Genomic DNA, 18,390 nt, shown 5'->3' with positions numbered 1-18,390 from the left:
GGGCCTCGCGGAACTCATGCCGGACCTTCACGGTCGAGCGAGCAGGGCGATGGCCCGGTGGGGACCAGGGGCGTGTCCGAACTCTCCCATTCGCGAGTTCCGACACGAGGAAGGTGCACCAGTGAGCGCTCTCGACCTGACCCCGGTGGCCAGCCGCGGCCGCCTGTTCTGGCAGGTGGCCGACGCCTGGGTGATGTGCCGGCGCAACCTGATCCAGACCTGGCGGGTGCCCGAGCTGCTGGTGTTCGCGACCATCCAGCCGATTCTGTTCGTCCTGCTGTTCACCTACGTGTTCGGCGGCGCGATCAACGTCGGCCCGGGGGTGGACTACGTCGACTTCCTCATGCCCGGCGTCTTCGTGCAGACGGTGGTCTTCGGCGCGATGCTCACCGGCATCGGCCTCGCAGGCGACCGGGAGGCCGGGCTGATCGACCGGTTCCGCTCGCTGCCGATGAGCCGTTCGGCGCTGCTCACCGGCCGCACCCTGACGGACCTGGTCCGCAACGCCTTCATCATGCTGGTCATGCTGCTGGTCGGCCTGGCGGTCGGCTTCCGGTTCGGTGACACCAACGTCCTCGCCGTCCTGGCCGGGTTCGGCCTGATGCTCGCCTTCGCCTACGCCTTCTCCTGGGTCTCGGCGGTGGTCGGGATGTCGGTGAGCGGCGTGGAGGCCGCCCAGTCGGGCGGGATGATCTGGGTCTTCCCGCTCGTGTTCGCGAGTTCCGCGTTCGCCCCGGTCGGTTCCATGCCTGGCTGGCTGCAGGCGTTCGCGAAGTACCAGCCGGTCACCACCACCGTCGACGCGGTGCGTGCCCTGTTCCTGGGCGGCCCGGTCGCCGAGGACCTGCTGGTCTCCCTCGCCTGGTGCGTGGGGATCCTCGCGGTCGCTGGTCCGCTCGCTGTCCGCGCCTACCGCCGGGGCACCGCCCGCTGATCCACCGGCGGACCGGGGTCAGGTGCGGCCCTCCTCGTTCTGGGCGTTGCCCAGTGTGGGCTCGTAGGCGAGCCAGTCCGCGCGCAGGACGGGCCATCCGTCGGCGCGCAGCAGCTCCACGACCGCCGGGTCGTCGTCGACCACGACGGCGACCCGGCGGCGCGCTCCCATCTGGCGCAGCTCCGAGCGCTTGAAGATCCTCGCTGGCTGGCGGTCGTCGTCCGGGCGCATCCGCAGCTCGCCGACGGGCAGTCCCTGCTCCCGCAGCCAGCGCACCGTCGCGGGGCGGGAGCGCTCCGGGCGCCCGGTCAGCCAGATCACCTCGTGGTCGCGGGCGAGCGTGTGGACCAGCTCCACGCCTTCGGCCAGTGGCGGGTCGATGTCGGCGGCGGCGAAGAACGCATCCCAGTCGCCCGGGTGGACCCGCAGGAACCGCAGCCGGTGCCGGACGTCGGCCACCACCCCGTCGACGTCGATGACGGCCAGCGGCCGCTCGCCCGGCTCGGTGGTCGCCGCCGCGCCCGGGTCGGCCGCGCCGGGGAGTCCCGGTGCGTCGACCGGGGCGGTGGCCGGTGCGCCAGCCGGTCTGTCAGCCCGTCTGTCAGCCCGTCTGTCGGCCGGTGCGTCGACCGGCTCCCGGGGGCCAGCCAGCCCGTCCGGCGCCGTTCCCGGCTCCGTCGCCGGCCCCGAGCCCAGGTCGGACATGCGCCCCGGATCCGCCACTTCTGCGCCTCCCGTACGGCATTCGCCTCGATGGTCCTCCGCGGGGCCATTGAACACGCGCGACACCCTGGATACGGCGGCGGTCTCCCGACGGGCATCCGGTACGTTCCAGTTCGCTGCGGGTGTTCGGCGTGGATATCGGCCGGAGCGCCCGGGGACATCCCCGTGGCCGCCTGTGCCGCCTGCGGTGAAACGCCCCGATGCGACGGAACGGTGGCTAGCGTGGTGTTCCGGTGACCGGTCGCGGGTACGGGGTGCGCGTGCCGTGATCGTTGGCCGTGATGGGTGGGTTGTCGCGAGGAGGTCGTGGTGTCGGGCACACGGCGAGCGCGCCTGCTCGTCTCCGGCATCTCGGAGAGCCTGGAGGCGGCGCTCGCGCTGGCCGACCGGCTCGACGAGCAGGCGGGCCGGATCGAGACCGGCGAGGTGCCGCTCGCGGCCCCCCGCATCATCGACGCGGAGGAGACCGACCAGGCCGCTGATCTCGTCGGGGATGTGGAGGGCGTCGGCCTGGCCCTGAGCGAGGCGGGCGCGCTCGCCCGCCGGCAGGCCCCGGCGTTCGCCGGCGCCGGCTGGGAGGCGCCCGCGTGGGCGAACGCACCCTCCGACGGCTCGGCAGACCCCCCGATCGGGCCAGACGGGCGTCCCGGGCTGTGGCGGGTCGGGCGCATTCTGGTGCCGCCGGTAGGGCGTGGGGGCGTCCCGGTGGAGGTACCGCTGGCGCTCCCCCTGCTCGACGCGGGGAACCTCCAGATCGAGACCACCCGGGCGCGGCGCGGTGAGGCGGTGGGCCTCGTCCGCAGCCTGCTCACCCGGATCCTCGCGAGTGCCCCTCCGGGCGCGGTGCGGGTGACCGTCTACGACCCGCACGAGCTGGGTGCCGGGCTGGCCGCCTTCGCCCCGCTGCGCCTGCGTGGCGTGGTCGGGCCGACGCTGACCAGCCGGGCGCGCCTCGAACTCGCCCTCGCCGAGCTGTCCGGCGAGGTCGGCCGGATCACGGTCGACCGCCTCGCCGGCCGTTTCGACTCCCTGCGTGAGCGGGAGGACGCCGGCCTGCCCCGCTCGGAGCCGTGGCGGCTGCTCGTCCTGCTGGGCTGGCCGTCGCTGCCGGACGAGGCGGCCCGTGCTCTCGACGCGGTGGCCTCGCAGGGCCCGTCGTGCGGCGTCCACGTCATCGCGGTGGTCGAGCCCGGCGCGGGTGCGGGCGGCGCCGTCACCGCGGGCGGCACCAGTGGTCCCGGAGCTGTCGGTGCCGGCGGATGGGCCGGCTCCCCCCGCTCCCCCGGCCGTCACCGCGGCGGAGCTGCTCGGCCTGGCGGCGGACCCCGTCGCCGGCAGCACGGCACCGGCGAGCTGGCGGACGTCCCTGTCGGGCACGCTCGGCTGTGTGCTCGACGACCCGCCGCCACCGGCGCTCGTCTCGGCGGTCACGAACCGGGTCGCCGCCGGGGTGGAACGGGCCGCGGCCAGTGCTCCGGACCTGGGCGGACTGCTGCCCGCGGGCCTGTGGGAGTACGAGAGCTCCGCGGGGATCTCCGTCCCGGTGGCGCACGGCGCCGACGGGCCGGTGGTGCTGACCTTCGACGACGACACCGTGCACGGCCTCGTCGGCGGCCAGGCCGGCGCGGGCAAGTCGACGCTGCTGCTCGACATCGTCTACGGGCTGGCCGCCCGCTACGGGCCGGACCAGCTTCGCTTCCACCTCCTCGACTTCAAGGAGGGCCTGGAGTTCGCCCAGTTCGCCCAGCGGCCGGGGGACCCCTTCTTCCTGCCGCAGGCGGACACCGTCGGTATCGAGAGCGACCGCGAGTTCGGCGTCGCCGTGCTGCGCGCCGCCCGGGACGAGATGCAGCGGCGCTCCGTGACGATGCGCGCGGTCGGCGCGCGGGACCTGCGCGGGCTGCGCGCCGCGGACCGCAGTTCCGCCTGGCCGCGGATCATGATCGTGGTCGACGAGTTCCAGGTCATGCTCACCCCGCTCGACACGGTCGCCCGGGAGGCCGTCTCGCTGCTGGAGGTGCTGGCACGGCAGGGCCGGGCCTACGGCATCCACCTGCTGTTGGCCAGCCAGACCCTGTCCGGTATCGACGCGCTGGACGCGACGGCCGGCAAGCGTGGATCGATCTTCGGCCAGTTCGCGCTGCGGGTCGCGCTGCGGACGTCCATCTCGGAGTCGCGGGTGCTGCTGTCGACGGCGAACGAGGCCGCGGGTGCGCTGTCCGGGGTCGGCGAGGCGATCGTGAACCGGCGCAACGGCCATCCGATCGGCAACGAGCACGTCCGGGTCGCCTACCCCGATCCCCGGGTGGTCGCCGGGCTGCGGGAGCAGGTCAGCGCGCTGGTCAGCCGGGCCGTCCCGGCGATGCGCCCGCCACGGGTGTTCGTCGGGCACGCGCCGGCGGTCCTCGCCGACAACCCGGCGTTCCAGGCGCTGGCCGGCTGGCCGGTCCCGGCGTCCGGCGATCCCGGGGCGCACGGAGCCGTCGGCCTGCGCGGCGCGCCCGACGAGTTCGGCACCGCCGGCGGGCACGAGGTGCCCGGGGCCGCGGGAGATCCGCTCGCGTTCGTCGGCGTGCCGCTGGACCTGGCGCCGCCGGCGGTCGGGGTGCGCCTCGCCCGCCTGCCGGGGCGGCACCTGGCGGTGCTCGGGCCGCTGCGGCGGGAGGCCGTCGGCATGCTGCAGGCGGCCGCGGTGTCCGTCGGGGCGCAGACAGCCGGCGGCGGCCTCGCCGTGGATGTCGTCGCGGCCGACCCCGCCACCGTGTCCGCGGCCGAGGTGATGGCCGAGGCGCTGCGCCTCGCCGGCCATCCCACCTACGTCACGGACGTCACCGGCCTGCGCGCTGTGCTGGCGTCGGCGGCAGCGGAGATCCGCGCGCGGGAGGAGGCGGCGCTCGCCGGGCAGGCCGGCGCCGCCGCGGCGATGCGTCTCGTCGTCGTCTTCGCGGTGGACGCGGGACGGGCCGGGCTGGAGGCCCGGGACGAGGCGTCCCGCCGGTCGGGGCTCGACGACCTGCGGACGGTGACCCGCCGCGGCCCGGCGGTCGGTGTGCATCTGCTCGGCTGGTGGCGTGCCCCGTCCCGACTCGTGGACGATCTCGGGCCCGGCCACCGGGACGACATCGCGGCCTGGGTGGCCACCGGCCTGCCCGGCGGGGACCTGTTCGGTCTCGCGGGGCACCGGCCGGTGACGGCCGGGACGACGCCGAACCGGGCTGTGCTGTTCGACCGGCACGTCCAGGCCGATCCGCGCACGGTGGTCCCGTTCGCACCACTCGCCGCCGGATCGGCCGCCGACAATGGTGTGGCGGTCTCCAGGCCGCATGGCGGGAGGACAGCGACATGAGAGCGGCGGCGTGACGGCCGGCGGCCGGTGGGAGGACGGCCTGCTGGCCGGGTCGGATCCACGGGCCGGGGAGTCGTCCGGTGCCGGTCTCGCCGAGCTGCCGGGTGGGTCGGTCAGCACCGGGTCGGTCAGCACCGGGTCGGTCGGCAGTGGGCCGGTCGGCAGTGGGCCGATGGTCACCGGGACGATGGCTGCCGGGCCGGCGCAGGGGCAGGCCGGCGGGTACGGGCCGCCGGCGGGGGCGTTCGGGGCTGCCGAGCACCCGATGGTCGCCGCGAACCGGTACCGGGAGCTGATGGGAACGTCCGACGCGATGCAGGCCCAGCTCGCCGAGCGGCTGAGCGCGCGGCAGGAGAGCGCCGACGTCGTCGCCCGGCGGCATCGGGCGGCGGCGGAGGACATCCGGTCCCGGGTGGCCACCGTGTGGTCGCAGGTCGGCGGCGCGCTGGCGCCGCACGGGCTCGACGGGCTGGACCAGCTGCGTCCCCGCGACGGCGGCGAACCAGACGTCGAGGCGGTCTACCAGCGGTACGCCGGTGACCTGGACGGCCTGCACCGCGGCCGGGTGGGCCGTTCCGCCGTCGCCCTGCCCGGGGAGACGGGTCGTGGCGGGAAGCGCGCGGGCGGGCTGGATCTGCCCGAGCCGGACTCCGGCCGGAAGGTCCTGGGCCGGCAGGGCTCGGGTGCGGGACGTGGTGAGCGGGCCGCCGCCGGGCGGCGGGGGCGGGACACCCGCCGCCGGGTCCCGGTGCCCGGTGGCGGACTGGTCGGCCCCGACGGGCTGGTCGATCCGGAGCGGGCGAAGAAGCTCGCCTACCGGCTGTGCCTGGAGGTGATGACCCGGTCTGCCGAGCTGCGCGCGGTGAGCCGGGGCGGCACCTCGCTTTCGGGCGGGATCGTCACCGCCCTGGCCTGCGCGCTCGCCGCGGCGCTCACGGTGGCGGCCCGGGTGTTCATGGAGACGCCCGCGCTGCCCTGCCTGGCCGCGGCCGGCGGGCTGGGTGCCGTCGCCGTGGTCGCCGGAGGGGAGTCGTCCGCCACGGCCGCCGTGCGGTCCGGACTGCTCGCGGCGGCGTCGGCGGCGGCGGCAGTGCTGGCGACCTTCCGTTTTGTTCCGATCGAGCCGGCGGGGACAATCGGGTCACTGGCCTGCCTGGCGCTGGCCCTGCGGTTCGGGCTCGGCTTCGGTGCGGCCAGTGATTCCTCCCGATCCGCCGGTCAGGGAGGAACCGGGCGTCGCTGAGCTGCGGGAACGGCATGCGGCGTCCGGGCGACAGCGGCGGACGGGGCCTGGGCGCGGGCCGGTCACACCACCCGCGTCGCTGACGGAACGGAGTGCAGGTGGCAGGGACGATCGCCGACGTCAAAGCACAGCTCGACGAGGCGTTCCGGCGCACGGAGGATGTGACCGGTCAGCTCGAGGGTGCCCTCAACATGATCGAGGAGGCTCAGGCGATGGTCGTCGCGGCCACCGACGGCAGCGAGCACCTCGCCATCGAGCAGCTCACGAGCGCACTCGTCGAGACGCGGGACAGCCTGGAGAACGCGCTGGCCGCGCTCGGCTCCGCCGTCCAGGAAGTCAAGGTCTACCGCGACGGTCTGTGAGCGGTGCCGGCGCGGGGTGGTGTGGAACACACCGTGTCGTCGGGCACATCCCGGGCGGGGTCTGAGCAGAGGCACCTCACTGCCCGCGCGCCCGCCCGGACGCTCCCGCGGATTGCCTGACCAGACGTACCAGCCGCGTACCGGTCCGGATCGCCCAGAGGGTGGGCCGGGGATTCCCGCACCGGTTGTGCGGGGGTGGTAACCGGCCGGGCTTCGGGGTAACAACCTCACTGCCGCACGGCAACGCGGTGCATCCGGTAGCGAGGCTCACTACAGTCCGGATTGTCCCGTGCGCCCGGCGCCGACCGCCCGGCGGCTCCGGCCGGAAGTGCGTCTCTGCGCCGGCCGCCTGCCTGTCGGCGATGCCGGGCACCATGACGACCAGGAGGGCCCCTTCCGCCGTGTCGGACATCGACCTGCTCGATCTCCCACTGGTTCTGCTGTCCAACCGAGGTCCTGTCAGCTTCGATCGCGACACCGCCGGCCGAACCGTCACCCGCGGCGCCGGCGGCCTCGTGTCCGCACTGTCCGGCCTGGCCGAGCACCTGGATGACGCCGTCTGGGTCTGTGGCGCCGCGACTCCCGAGGACGCCGCCGTCGCCGGCGAGAACGACGGCGGCTCGATCCTCGTCCAGACCCAGCCGTCGCCGCACGTGGTCGACGGGAAGCCGGACGGCCCGTCCATCCGGGTGCGGCTGGTGGTCACCGATCCGGACGCCTACGCCGACTTCTACAGCGTCTGGTCCAACCCGATCCTCTGGTTCATCCAGCACGGCCTGTACGGGCGGTCGCTGACGCCGGTGCTGACCCGTGCCGATCACGACGCGTTCGAGAACGGCTACGCGGCCGTCAACCGGGCCTACGCGGACGCCGTCGCGGACGAGGTCCGCTCCCGCGGCGGCAAGGCCCTGGTCCTGCTGCAGGACTACCACTTCTACCTCGTCGCCGAGCATGTCCGCGAGCAGTGCCCGGATGTCGTCCTCACCCACTTCGTGCACATCCCGTGGCCCGGGCCGGACGAGTGGCGCATCCTGCCGGGTGACATCCGGGAGCGCCTTCTGCGTGGTCTTCTCGGCAGCGACGTCGTCGGCTTCCACACCCGCCGCTACGCCCGCAACTTCGTGCTGTGCGCCGGGGAGCTGCTCGGCCTGCCCATCAACCTCGACGAGCTGACCGTCCAGGTGAACGACCGGACGGTGCGCGCCCGCTACTACCCGATCTCCGTCGACCCGGCGGCCCTGGACGCCACCCTCGCCAGCGAGGAGGTGGCCGCCCACGTCGCGATGCTGCGTTACGTCTTCCTCGACGAGGACCGCCAGCTCGTGCTGCGGGTCGACCGCACCGACCCGAGCAAGAACGTCGTCCGCGGCTTCCTGGCCTTCGGGACGCTGCTCGACCAGCATCCCGAGCTGGTGGGAAAGGTGAGCTTCCTCGCGCTGCTGCAGCCGAGCCGGACGGACGTCCCCGAGTACGCCGACTACATCGCGCTGATCGGCGCCGTCGTCGCGGAGATCAACGCCAGGCACACCAAGGAGGGGCGGCAGCCCATCGACCTGCGGATGGTCGAGGACTTCGCGCTCGCGGTGGCCGCCTACTCCATCTGCGACGTCCTGATGGTCAACGCGATCGCCGACGGGATGAACCTGGTGGCCAAGGAGGTCGCTGTCGTCAACCGGCGCGGCGGGGTGCTGGCCCTGTCGGAGATGGCCGGCGCGCACGAGGAGCTGGGCGAGTTCGCGGTCACGCTGCAGCCGTTCGACGTCCAGCAGATGGCTGACGCGCTGTACGCGGCGCTGGTGATGCCGATGGACGAGCGGCACCGCCGGCTGGCCGCGGCCGCCGAGCAGGTCCGCACGCACGACGTCCGCCGCTGGCTCAACGAGCAGCTGGCCGATCTGAGTCACCTGGCGGGTTTCTCCTGAGTCGTGCCCCGGCGGGTACGCTCGGCGGGAGGTCGGGTGTGCCTGCCATCGGGTTGTGATGCCAAGCCATGGTCGAGACAGGAGTGGACGTGTCGGATACCGGTCATGTGAAGGCCAACATGGGGTCCTGGGCCGCGGTGTACATCCTCATCGCGGGTTTTGTCCTGGGGACCCTCGCGCTGATCCTCGGCTCCGTGCCGCTGTGGATCGGGACGGCCGTGGCGCTTGTCGTCGGTACCGGCCTGGGCGTGGCCTCCAGGATCATGGAGCAGGCGTACTAGGCCGCCAGGCGACTGTTCCGGCCGGTGCGGCCAGGTCTGCTCCGCGGCCTGGCCGGTCGGTCGCCGCGTGCCCCGTGCCGCCGGTGCGGGGCACGTCCCCTGCCAGGCCCCGCCACAGGTGACGCCGAACGTCGCCGGGCGGGTGCCGGTGGCCAGGCGCCCGGTGATCAGGCGTCGGTGGCCTGTTCTGGCGTGCCCGTGGCCTCCCGCAGCAGGCGCGGGGTGACGAAGTCGGCCAGCCGGGTGGTGGCCGGCCCCAGCTCGCTCCAGCGCGGCACCGAAAGGTCGTGGACGGACAGCGCCGCCGTCGGGAACGTCGGCACCCGGTGCCGCTCGGACGGGTTCAGCAGGCCCACCGCGAGCGTGTGCAGGCCCGGGTTGTGGCCGACGAGCAGCACCGAGGGCACGCCGTCGTCGATCTGGCGCAGCCGCGCCAGCAGGTCGTTCGCCTCAGCCAGGTAGAGCTGGTCCTCCACGAGGACGGGAACGCCGCTCGGCAGCGCGTGCGCGAGATGCGCGACCGTCTGGCGGGTACGGGTCGCGGCGGAGCAGAGCACCAGGTCGGGCTCGATCCCGGAGGCCACGAGGTGGGCGGCGACCACCGTGATCTGGCGGCGGCCCTTCGGCGAGAGCGGTCGCTCCTCGTCCCGTAGGTCGGGCCCGGCGGGCGGGTCGGCCTGCGCGTGCCGGAGCACCAGCAGCCGTGGGATACGCCTCACCGCACCGGACACGTCGTCCTTCCCGCCCTTCGCCCGTCGGGGTGTCGCCACACGCGTCGCGACGACTCGCAGACTGCCGACAGGAGGACGCCCTCGTCAATGCCCCTGGCCGCGCCACCACCGGTCGGTGGTGGTGGTGCGAGGAGCCGGGCATTTCGGTCGGTTCGCGCGGGAGGGCCTCGGGCGGGAGGGCCTCGGGCGGGACGAGCCGAGCGGGAAGGCCCGGGCGCGACCTCGGCGTCGGGCGCGACCTCGGCGTCCGGCCCGCCCGGCGCCGGACGACCGCGGCCCGGCCACCCCTCGAAGGCGATGGCCGGGCCAGGTGCGCGTGATGCCCGGGTGTGAGTCGGCGTCAGCTCGCGACGGAGATCGACAGCAGTACGCGGTCAGCCGCGGCGAGCGCGTCATCCGCGTTCAGCCGGCCGCGGGGGACCAGCGAGGCGCGCTGGTCCGAGGTCAACCCGCCCCAGACACCGTGCTCCTCCTGGCGGAAGATGGCGGTGGCCAGGCACGCCCGCTGCACGGGACAGTCCGAACAGATCTTGCGGGCCCGCGTCTCCGCAGCGGCCCGAGCCTTGGTGTTGCGGCCGTCCGGCGGGAAGAACGCGTCGGGGTCGCCGTCGCGGCAGGCGGCATCCTGCCGCCAGTAGACGGGCCAACCCTCGCCGAACGGCTGCGGGGGCAGGTCGCGACCCGGAAGAACGGGTACGCCGGCGCTCATCGCACCCCTCCCGGGTGAACGGAGTCGGACGGCGACAGGGACATGGGTGCGGCGGGGCTACCGACCGGTAGCATGCCGGGCTCACTGGGCATACCGTCTCCTGCTGACGTTGCAAAGGCGGACAGGTGCGCTGCGGACAGGCAATGCCCGGCGTCGCGCCGCACGCCGGACGGGTGGGCCTACCAGCACAAGTCGAGAGCCCCCAGGTGTTTCGTCGCGGTGCGGCCGGGGGCTGCTGGCGCTCCGCTCGGAAACGATCCCGTCTCGTCTCGTTAACCGAGGAACGTAGACGTCTCTCGACCGGATAGCAAGGGTTCCGAAACGCCTACGTCCGGATCTCTCTCTGGTGGCCTGATCTGCCGCCCTGCGGGGTGGCAGACCTCACCCTCTCAGGTCAATGGCAACCATGTAACTGGTTTGGTCCGCCGTGTGCGCAAGGTCTCTCGAGCCCGAAAAGATGCTGCTGTACAGGCCTTTTGTACAGAAAGCAAGATCCTTTTTGGGGGGTGGTGGAGGGGTGTGCCGAGGATTTGAGGTGCCTTGTCTGGTCGGTTCGGCGCGCAGAGGGAGCCTGGTTGCCGGCAGGTAAAGGCACGTCGAACCCCGGCGGGTGGACCAGGCCAGAGGTCCGCAAGGACCGAAATGTGCCGAGGACCACACGAGGGTCCGCGCTGCCTCCGCCGTCCCGGGACGAGCCCCGACAGGCCGCCCAGGCCGCCCAGGCCGCTTCGCGGGCTCAGCCCGGTGCTGCCGGCAGGCCGGTCGTGGGCAGGCCGGCGGCCGCCCAGGCGTGGAACCCGCCGATCACGTCGGTCGCGCCGGTGAGGCCCAGGTCGTGCAGCGCGGCCGCGGCGAGGCTGGAGGTGTAGCCCTCCGAGCAGATGATCACCGGGATGACGTGGTCGCCGGTCGCGAACGGTGCGCGGGCCTCGCTCGTCGGGTCGAGTCGCCATTCGAGGACATTGCGCTCGATGACCACCGCCGCCGGGATGCCCCCCTCGGCGGACCGCTGCGCGGCCGGCCTGATGTCGATGAGGACCGCTCCGTCGGCCACCGCCGCGGCGGCCTGCTCGGGGGTCAGCCGGCGCAGCCGGGAGCGGGCCGCGGCGAGCAACCCGTCGATGCGGCTGCCGCTCATACCCCGGCGCCGGCGGTGAGCGCCTGGCCCAGGGCGACGGCCGGCGGCGTCGCGGGTGGCGCAGCGGGTACGGAGCGGTTCGGCTGGCGGTCGTCGGCCGGCCGGTAGCGCAGCGGGAGCTCCGGGGGCGAGTAGGCGTGGATCGTGGTGGCCGCGCCGTGCCCTCGGTTGACGACCCGGTGGACGTGGTCCGCGCCGAACCCGGGGTGCGATCCCGCGTGGTGGCGGCGGGTCCGGGTGACTGCCCAGTCCGGGCCGCACTCGTCCTCGTCCAGGATGCCCTCGGCGACGGCGAGTGCGCCCAGCGCCCCGCCGTGGTCGTGGATCTCCGTCTGCTGGCCTGGATACCAACCGATGAGCCACACCTCGACCACACCGGACAGGAGTAGCCGGATGTACCAGCGCTGCCGTGGGTCGTGCCGGACCAGGGGACGCCAGACGTACTCGGCCGCGGCGAGCCCGGCGGCCAGTCCGCGCAGGTCGGGCAGGGACAGCTGACGGGTCTCGTCGGCGAGGAACCGCTCGGGCACCAGCGGGGAGACCGTTGGCGATGGCCGCATCGAGGAGGAGATCAGGGAGACCGGGGGCTGGACCGAGGTCTGCGCGCCGCCCGTGGCGAGCACCGGGACGGGGGCCGGTGGCGGAACCGGGGCCGAGGCGACCAGCGCGGGGTGGATCAGCGCGGGATGGATCAGAGGCATCGAGGCTCCTTCAAACATCGCCACCACGGCGACAGACCACAGGAGGACACGGCGAGGGGATAGTCCGCGCGGGGGCGCCCCCACATCGACGTCCGGCAGGACGTTCCAGGCGGGGACGGCGCCGTGAGGGCGGCGTGTGCGGGTCGAGGCGGCAGCCCCGCCCGGCGACCGCGCTGGGGGCGATGGGAGCCATGGACGGGACGAGACGCGACCACGGCGGCGAGTCGTGCCGTGGCGATCTGCTCGACCGGGGGCGGCCGGCACCTCGGGCGGGGTCAGGCCCTCACTGGCCGGTGCTGCTGGTCATCGCCCTGCGATGGCCTCGGCGGCCGTGGGGGCGCCATCACCCGGCCGCCTGGAGGCGCCGGTGGTGGCGGGCCACGTCTGCCGTGACCGGGCCTGAGCATGGACGGGCCGGCCTGGACAGCCGGAACCCGCGAGCGGTCAGGCCCGGGTGATACAGGCCGCGGCGCAGACCCTGCTGAGGTCGGTCACGCGGTCGCTGTGCAGGAGGAAGCCAGGGACGGCCATGGGCGCACTCTACGCCAGCCCCGCCTGCTCCGTGGCACCGAGCAGTCCGCTCGATACACCCGGCAGTGTCCCGAGACGTCGGGTGTCTGGTTATCGTCACCTGAGGTGTGTGGACGGGAGGTGCGAGATGGTCCAGACCGGTGCCGGGACCGATGCGCTCGCGGCCTCGGCCGCCGAGGCCGGCTGCCCCAGCGGCGCGCGCCGCCCGCCACGGCCCGCCACACCTGCGCTGCCCGCTCCGCCGCCGCTGCCCTCGCCTTCGCCTTCGCCCGGTCCGCCCTCGTCACCCCCGCGGGCGTCGCCACCGGGGCCGCATGTCGCGCGTGTCGCGCCACGGCCGGCCGCCGCGCCTCCCGCGCCCGCGTCGACGCCCTCAGCGGCCGCTCCGGAGGTGTTCGCGGTGCAGCACCGCATGCGCGGCCTGCTCGAAGCCGTCGTCGACGTGGCGCGCGAGCTGAGCCTGCCCGTGACCCTGCGCCGCATCGCCGAGGCCGCCCGGTCGCTGGTGGACTGCGACCTCGGAGTGCTCGGGGTGCTGGGCCCGGACGGCCACATCGCCGAGCTGATCGGCGGCGGCCCGGGGCAGGACGTCCCGGCCGACATCGTCCGGATGCCCCTCGGCCGGGGGCTGATCGGCGGGGAACTGGCCGGCAGGGAACTGATCGGCCCGCCCGGCCGGGACGGGCACGCCGCTCGTCCCGGCACCGTCGTCGTGGCCGCCGACGTCCTCGGCTTCCCCGCCGGCCCGCCGGGGCCCGGCGCGCCAGGCTTCGGCACGTTCCTGCGGGTGCCCATCGCCGTCCGCGGGGAGGCCTTCGGGAACCTGTACCTTGCCGGCAAACGCGGCTCCGAGTTCACTCAGGAGGACGAGGATCTCGTCCATGCGCTCGCCGCTGCAGTGGGGTTCGCCATCGAGAACGCGCGCCTCTACGAGACAACCAGGCGGCGCCAGGCCTGGCTCACCGCGAGCGCCGAGATAACGACCGCGCTGCTGTCGGTGGCCGAGCCGGTCGAGGCGCTTCGGCTGGTGGCGCGGCGGGCGCGGCAGATCACCTCCGCGCTGCTGGCCGGGATCGTCCTGCCGGTGGCTGCGCCGGTGGCTGCGCCGGGGGCGGCGACCGGCCGCGTCGGAACCGCCGCGGGGCCGGGAGTGGCCCCGCGGCAAGGCGGTCCGTTCCGCTCCAGGGCAGGGCGGGACCGGGACGCCGGCGGCCCTGCCCCCACGGAGCTGGAGGTCGCCGTCGTGGACGGCGCGGGCGCGGACGAACTCCGCGGGCGGCTGCTGGCCGACCCGACGAAGCTGCTGGACGTCATGCGGGCCGGCCGGGCCCTGATCATCCCGCCGGAGCGGGCGGACCCGGCCGCGCGGCGCCTGCTGGGCGAGGTCGTCGACGGTATCGCGATCGGCGCGGTGATGATCGTCCCGCTGCTGGCGGCGGGCCGGCCGCTCGGGATCCTGGTGCTCGCGGCGGCGCCGGGGGTGGTCGCGTTCGAGCATCTCGACCTGGAGATGGCCGCCGCGTTCGCCGGCCACGCCGCGCTCACCCTCGAGTTCGCCCGGGTACAGCGGGAGGGCGAGCGCCTCGCGGTGTACGAGGAGCGCGACCGCATCGCCCGTGACCTGCACGACGTCGTGATCCAGCGCCTGTTCGCCACCGGCCTGCAGATCCAGGGTATGACCAGGATGATCGACCCGGACGCGGCGGTGCGGCTCAACGCCGCGGTCCGTGAGCTCGACCAGACGATCGCCGACATCCGGCAGACGATCTTCTCGCTGACCGCCGCCTCCGGGTCGGTCGACCTGCGGTCGGAGATCGCCGCGATCGCCGCGCAGGCGGAGCAGGCGCTGGCCATCCGCCCGACGGTCCACATCGACGGTCCGGTCGACTGCGGGGTGCCGGCGGTGATCCACCCGCACCTGCTGGCCGCCGTCCGGGAGGCGCTGTCGAACATCGCGCGGCACGCCCGCGCCACGCGTATTCAGGTGCGGGTACGGGTCACCAACACCGACGTGTCGATGCAGGTGCGCGACAACGGCTGTGGCCCTGGCGGGGCATCCCGCAGCAGTGGCCTGGCGAACCTGCGGCGCCGGGCCCTCGACCTGGGCGGGCGGATGGAGTTCGGGCCCGGCGAGGGCGGGATCGGCACGACGGTGACCTGGCAGGTCCCGCTGGTCCAGCCGATCCCCACGCCGCGGGTGCTGCGGCCACCCGCCGGGCCTGGACCCGGCGCCGGTGAGCCGCCCGCCGAGCCGTGACCCGTGCTCGCCCCGGCCCCGGCTCCGGAGCGGCCGTCAGGACGACAGTTTGGTCGCGAAGACCGCGGCCTGCGTCCGGCTCTCCATGCCCAGTTTGGACAGCATGCTCGACACGTAGTTCTTGACCGTCTTCTCCGCGAGGAACATCCGCGCGGCGATCTGGCGGTTGGTGAGGCCCTCGGCGATCAGGGACAGGATGCGCCGCTCCTGGTCGGTGAGGCCGGCGAGCCGCTCGTCCTCGACCGGCCCCTCCCGCAGGCGGTAGAGCACCCGGGAGGTGACGGCCGGATCGAGCAGGGACTGGCCGGAGGCAACCTGACGCACCGCGTCGACCAGGGCGTTGCCGCGGATCTGCTTGAGGACGTAGCCCGCCGCACCCGCCATGATCGCGGTGAACAGCGCGTCCTCGTCGTCGAAGGAGGTGAGGATCAGGCAGGCGATCCCGGGGTCGTGGGACCGGACGTGCCGGCACACCTCGATCCCGCTACCCTCCTGCAGGCGAGCGTCCAGGACAGCGACGTCCGGGCGCAGCATGATGATCTCGGAGATCGCTTCGTCGGCGCGGCCTGCCTCGCCCACGACGACGATGTCCTCCTCGTCGGAGAGCAACTCACGCAAGCCCCGGCGCACCACCTCGTGGTCGTCGAGGAGGAACACCCGGATCGACCCGGCCCTGGACGACCGGACGGGCGTCGCGCCGGATTCGGAACTGCCCGTCGATACCTCTGCCACCGTTGACTCCGCCCGACCCCGCTGTCATGGAAGACCGTCGCTGTATGTCACGTGCAGAACGCAGATTATAACCCTCGCGAAGGGGCGCTTCGGTGGGTTCGGGCGTTGTGCGGGCAATGCGCCGCCGCTTCCCGCCGTGACGGTGACGGCCCCGCCGCATTCGGATCAGCTCCGCGCGATCCGGCAGTCGCCGGCGCCGCCCGCCGGCCCCCGGTGCCCGGCTGTAGAGCCAGGTCGTGCGCCCGGTGGAACATTGTCGTGGGAGATCCCCTCCGCGGCACCGCGTGCCCGCGGCGCGGCGGGACGCGGGACGCGGGTGGACGCGGGTGCCGGTGGTCAGCCGCGGTGGCGGGGTGGCTGGCGCAGGCCCATCCGCGGTGGCTCCCGCACCCAGCGCGCCTGCGGGGATCGGTGCGGTGCCGGCCCGGCCGCACGCAGGCGCTGGACGAACGGCGCGACCAGCACGGCGCCGAGCACGAAACCGACCACGTGCGCGCCGTAGGCGACGCTCCCGCCCTCCGCCACCCCGATGCCGGTGAAGTACATGTACTGGAGCGCGAACCAGAAACCGAGCACGATCCACGCCGGCAGCCAGAACGGGAGGAAGAACAGCACCGAGACCAGCCCGATGACCCGTGCCTTCGGGAACACCACCAGGTAGGCGCCGAGAACCCCGGCCACCGCACCGGAGGCCCCGATGAGGGTGTCGGTCGTGCTGCCTTCGAACAGGGCGAACCCGTAGGCGGCGGCCACCCCGCAGACCAGGTAGAACAGCAGGTAGAGCAGCCGGCCCATACGGTCCTCGATGTTGTTGCCGAACACTCCGAGGAACAGCATGTTGCCGATGAGGTGCAGCCAGCTGCCGTGCAGGAACATCGAGGTGATCGCCGACAGGATCGGCGACTTGTCGAAGCTCGGCGGCGACTCCGGCAGGCAGCCCACGCGGTTCTGCGCGTCCAGCGCCAGCCGGCCCGAGTTCGTCACCGGCAGCTGCTCGTTGGACAGCAGCTCCTTGGGGATCGCCCCCCATTCCTGGAAGAAGCGCTGCTGTTCGCAGACGTTCTGAGGCTGCGAGGTCTGCACTCCGGCGACCGAGCTGACCATCGGGGTGAGAAAGATGAAGACCACGACATTGATCGCGATCAGCAGCCAGGTGACGACCGGCCTGCGTCGCAGTGGATTGATGTCGTGAATCGGGATGACCACGTGGTCATCCTGCCGTAGTACGCCCGGCGTGGCCCGGCCTGCCCGCCGTACTCGCTCCCCGGCCGCTGCGCACAGACCTCCCAGCGACATCGCCGGCGCCGTGCGTCATCAGCGCCGCGTGGCCGCCCACTGGGTGACCGGCATCATCGGCCGCCAGCCGGCGAACCCGCCGATCGGCACCGCGCGGGCCACCGCCAGGCGGGTCAGCTCCCCGCCGTACTCCGCGTGGCACCGGGCCAGCGCGGTCTCGGACTCGATCGTCACCGCGTTCGCGACGAGCCGCCCGCCGGGCCGCAGCGCCTCCCAGCAGCGCTCGACGGTGCCGGGTGCGGTCAGGCCGCCGCCGACGAACACCGCGTCCGGCTCACCGGCCACCCCGGCCAGGTCGGCCAGGGCTGCCGGGGCCGCCGCCGTGACCACCCGGAGCGTGGGCACGCCGAGGGCCTCGGCGTTGCGGGCGATCCGGGCGGCGCGGTCGGCCCGCGGCTCCACCGCGACCGCCCGGCAGGCCGGGTGGGTGCGCATCCACTCGATCGCGACGCTGCCGCAGCCGGCGCCGACGTCCCACAGCAGCTCGCCGGGAGCCGGTGCCAGCAGCGCCAGCGTCACCGCGCGGACCTCCCGCTTGGTCAGCTGCCCGTCATGCTCGAACGCGTCGTCCGGGAGCCCCGGGACGCGGGGGAGATGCGGCACGCCCGCCCCGCTGCTCAGGGCCAGCGCGACGAGGTTCAGATCGGCGATGTCGTCCTCGTCATCGCCGGCGGAGGCGGACGGAGAGGGGGAGGGGGAGGCCGGAACGGGGCTCGCCAGCAGGGCCGCCCGAGTGTCCCGCCGGCGTTCCGCCGGGCCACCCAGGTGCTCCAGCAGTGTCACCGCGCTGTCGCCGAAGCCGCGGTCGGTGACCAGACGGCACAGCGCGGCCGGCGTGCGACGGTCGGCGCTCAGGACGAGCAGCCGACGGCCCGCCGTCAGCGCCGGGTGCACCGAGGCCAGGGGACGGCCGACCAGGCTGACGACCTCCGTGGCGTCCAGGGCCCAGCCGAGGCGCGCGCAGGCCAGCGAGACCGAGGACGGGTGCGGCAGCACCCGGACCCGCTCCGCGCCCAGGACCCGCACGAGGGTGGTGCCGAGCCCGAAGAACATCGGGTCGCCGCTCGCCAGCGCGCACAGCCGCGCACCCGCATGCTCCTCGATCACCCCCGCCACCGCCGGCGCCAGTGGGGACGGCCAGCGCACCCGGCGGGCCGCCACCTCGGGCGGCAACAGCCCCAGCTGCCGTGGCGCACCCAGCACGACCTCGGCGCGGAGAAGCTCTCCGCGTGAGGCCTGGGGCAGCCCGTCCCAGCCGTCGTCGCCGATTCCGACGACGGTGACGGCCTGCCCGGCGCCCAGGCTCAGGAGGAGAACAGCATGCGGGTCAGGCGCCCGTGCCCATGCCCATAACCGTGGCTGGGACCGTGGCCGCGCTGGACGGGCCGGCACGGGCAGTGACGGTGCAGTACGCGGCAGGCGCGCTCACCGACCTCGCGCAGTTCGGGACGCGGCTCGACGAGGGCGCCCGCGCTTTCCTGGAC

Annotated in this window: 15 protein-coding genes; 7 read left to right on the top strand and 8 right to left on the bottom strand. The window is 74.1% G+C overall.

What is annotated here, in order from left to right:
- Window positions 1-121: 121 nt before the first annotated feature.
- Entirely contained in the window at window positions 122-934 is an 813-nt protein-coding gene (locus AB1460_RS29930) for an ABC transporter permease (protein WP_368965432.1), read from the top strand.
- 18 nt (window positions 935-952) lie between these two features.
- Here AB1460_RS29930 and AB1460_RS29925 read toward each other — a convergent pair whose 3' ends face one another.
- Entirely contained in the window at window positions 953-1,420 is a 468-nt protein-coding gene (locus tag AB1460_RS29925; protein ID WP_368965436.1) for a hypothetical protein, read from the bottom strand.
- Window positions 1,421-2,906: 1,486 nt separating this feature from the next.
- On the opposite strand from AB1460_RS29925, the gene AB1460_RS29920 reads away from it, so the two are divergent.
- The 5 genes from AB1460_RS29920 to AB1460_RS29900 all read left to right on the top strand — a co-directional run bounded on the left by AB1460_RS29920 (window position 2,907) and on the right by AB1460_RS29900 (window position 8,811).
- Entirely contained in the window at window positions 2,907-5,003 is a 2,097-nt protein-coding gene (locus AB1460_RS29920; RefSeq protein WP_368965431.1) for an FtsK/SpoIIIE domain-containing protein, read from the top strand.
- 10 nt (window positions 5,004-5,013) lie between these two features.
- Window positions 5,014-6,246, top strand: coding sequence for a hypothetical protein (locus tag AB1460_RS29915; RefSeq protein WP_368965430.1), 1,233 nt, complete (start codon window positions 5,014-5,016; stop codon window positions 6,244-6,246).
- A gap of 98 nt (window positions 6,247-6,344) precedes the next feature.
- On the top strand, window positions 6,345-6,608 hold the full coding sequence (locus AB1460_RS29910) for a hypothetical protein (protein WP_368965429.1): 264 nt from the start codon (window positions 6,345-6,347) through the stop codon (window positions 6,606-6,608).
- Window positions 6,609-7,009: 401 nt separating this feature from the next.
- Window positions 7,010-8,530: an alpha,alpha-trehalose-phosphate synthase (UDP-forming) gene (locus tag AB1460_RS29905; RefSeq protein ID WP_368965428.1), complete on the top strand. Its 1,521-nt coding sequence runs from the start codon at window positions 7,010-7,012 to the stop codon at window positions 8,528-8,530.
- 83 nt (window positions 8,531-8,613) lie between these two features.
- A complete protein-coding gene (locus tag AB1460_RS29900) occupies window positions 8,614-8,811 on the top strand; it encodes a hypothetical protein (protein ID WP_368965435.1) in 198 nt (65 codons plus the stop codon).
- Window positions 8,812-8,978: 167 nt separating this feature from the next.
- Here the strand turns inward: AB1460_RS29900 and AB1460_RS29895 are convergent, their stop codons facing one another.
- From AB1460_RS29895 to AB1460_RS29880, 4 genes are all read right to left on the bottom strand, one after another.
- Entirely contained in the window at window positions 8,979-9,530 is a 552-nt protein-coding gene (locus AB1460_RS29895) for a SixA phosphatase family protein (protein ID WP_368965427.1), read from the bottom strand.
- A 352-nt stretch (window positions 9,531-9,882) separates the two neighbouring features.
- Window positions 9,883-10,251, bottom strand: a complete 369-nt coding sequence (locus tag AB1460_RS29890; protein WP_018635137.1) for a WhiB family transcriptional regulator — start codon at window positions 10,249-10,251, stop codon at window positions 9,883-9,885.
- Window positions 10,252-10,987: 736 nt separating this feature from the next.
- Window positions 10,988-11,389, bottom strand: coding sequence for a rhodanese-like domain-containing protein (locus AB1460_RS29885; protein ID WP_368965426.1), 402 nt, complete (start codon window positions 11,387-11,389; stop codon window positions 10,988-10,990).
- On the bottom strand, window positions 11,386-12,090 hold the full coding sequence (locus tag AB1460_RS29880; protein ID WP_368965425.1) for a cysteine dioxygenase: 705 nt from the start codon (window positions 12,088-12,090) through the stop codon (window positions 11,386-11,388). The genes AB1460_RS29885 and AB1460_RS29880 overlap by 4 nt, the downstream gene beginning before the upstream one ends.
- Before the next feature lie 658 nt (window positions 12,091-12,748).
- On the opposite strand from AB1460_RS29880, the gene AB1460_RS29875 reads away from it, so the two are divergent.
- Window positions 12,749-14,878, top strand: a complete 2,130-nt coding sequence (locus AB1460_RS29875) for a GAF domain-containing sensor histidine kinase (protein WP_420497411.1) — start codon at window positions 12,749-12,751, stop codon at window positions 14,876-14,878.
- Between the two features lie 36 nt (window positions 14,879-14,914).
- Here the strand turns inward: AB1460_RS29875 and AB1460_RS29870 are convergent, their stop codons facing one another.
- The 3 genes from AB1460_RS29870 to cbiE form a co-directional block, all read right to left on the bottom strand.
- Window positions 14,915-15,610, bottom strand: coding sequence for a response regulator (locus tag AB1460_RS29870; protein ID WP_368965424.1), 696 nt, complete (start codon window positions 15,608-15,610; stop codon window positions 14,915-14,917).
- A 336-nt stretch (window positions 15,611-15,946) separates the two neighbouring features.
- Window positions 15,947-16,816 carry a rhomboid family intramembrane serine protease gene (locus tag AB1460_RS29865; protein ID WP_368965423.1) on the bottom strand — a complete coding sequence of 290 codons (870 nt, stop codon included), beginning with the start codon at window positions 16,814-16,816 and terminating at the stop codon, window positions 15,947-15,949.
- A 108-nt stretch (window positions 16,817-16,924) separates the two neighbouring features.
- Window positions 16,925-18,214, bottom strand: a complete 1,290-nt coding sequence (gene cbiE / locus AB1460_RS29860) for a precorrin-6y C5,15-methyltransferase (decarboxylating) subunit CbiE (protein WP_368965433.1) — start codon at window positions 18,212-18,214, stop codon at window positions 16,925-16,927.
- Window positions 18,215-18,390: the final 176 nt, after the last annotated feature.

The sequence above is a fragment of the Parafrankia sp. FMc2 genome (assembly GCF_041008525.1).
Classification (GTDB): Bacteria; Actinomycetota; Actinomycetes; order Frankiales; family Frankiaceae; genus Parafrankia.
Note: the sequence above shows the minus strand (reverse complement) of the source record. Positions and strands in the feature narration are given on the sequence as shown.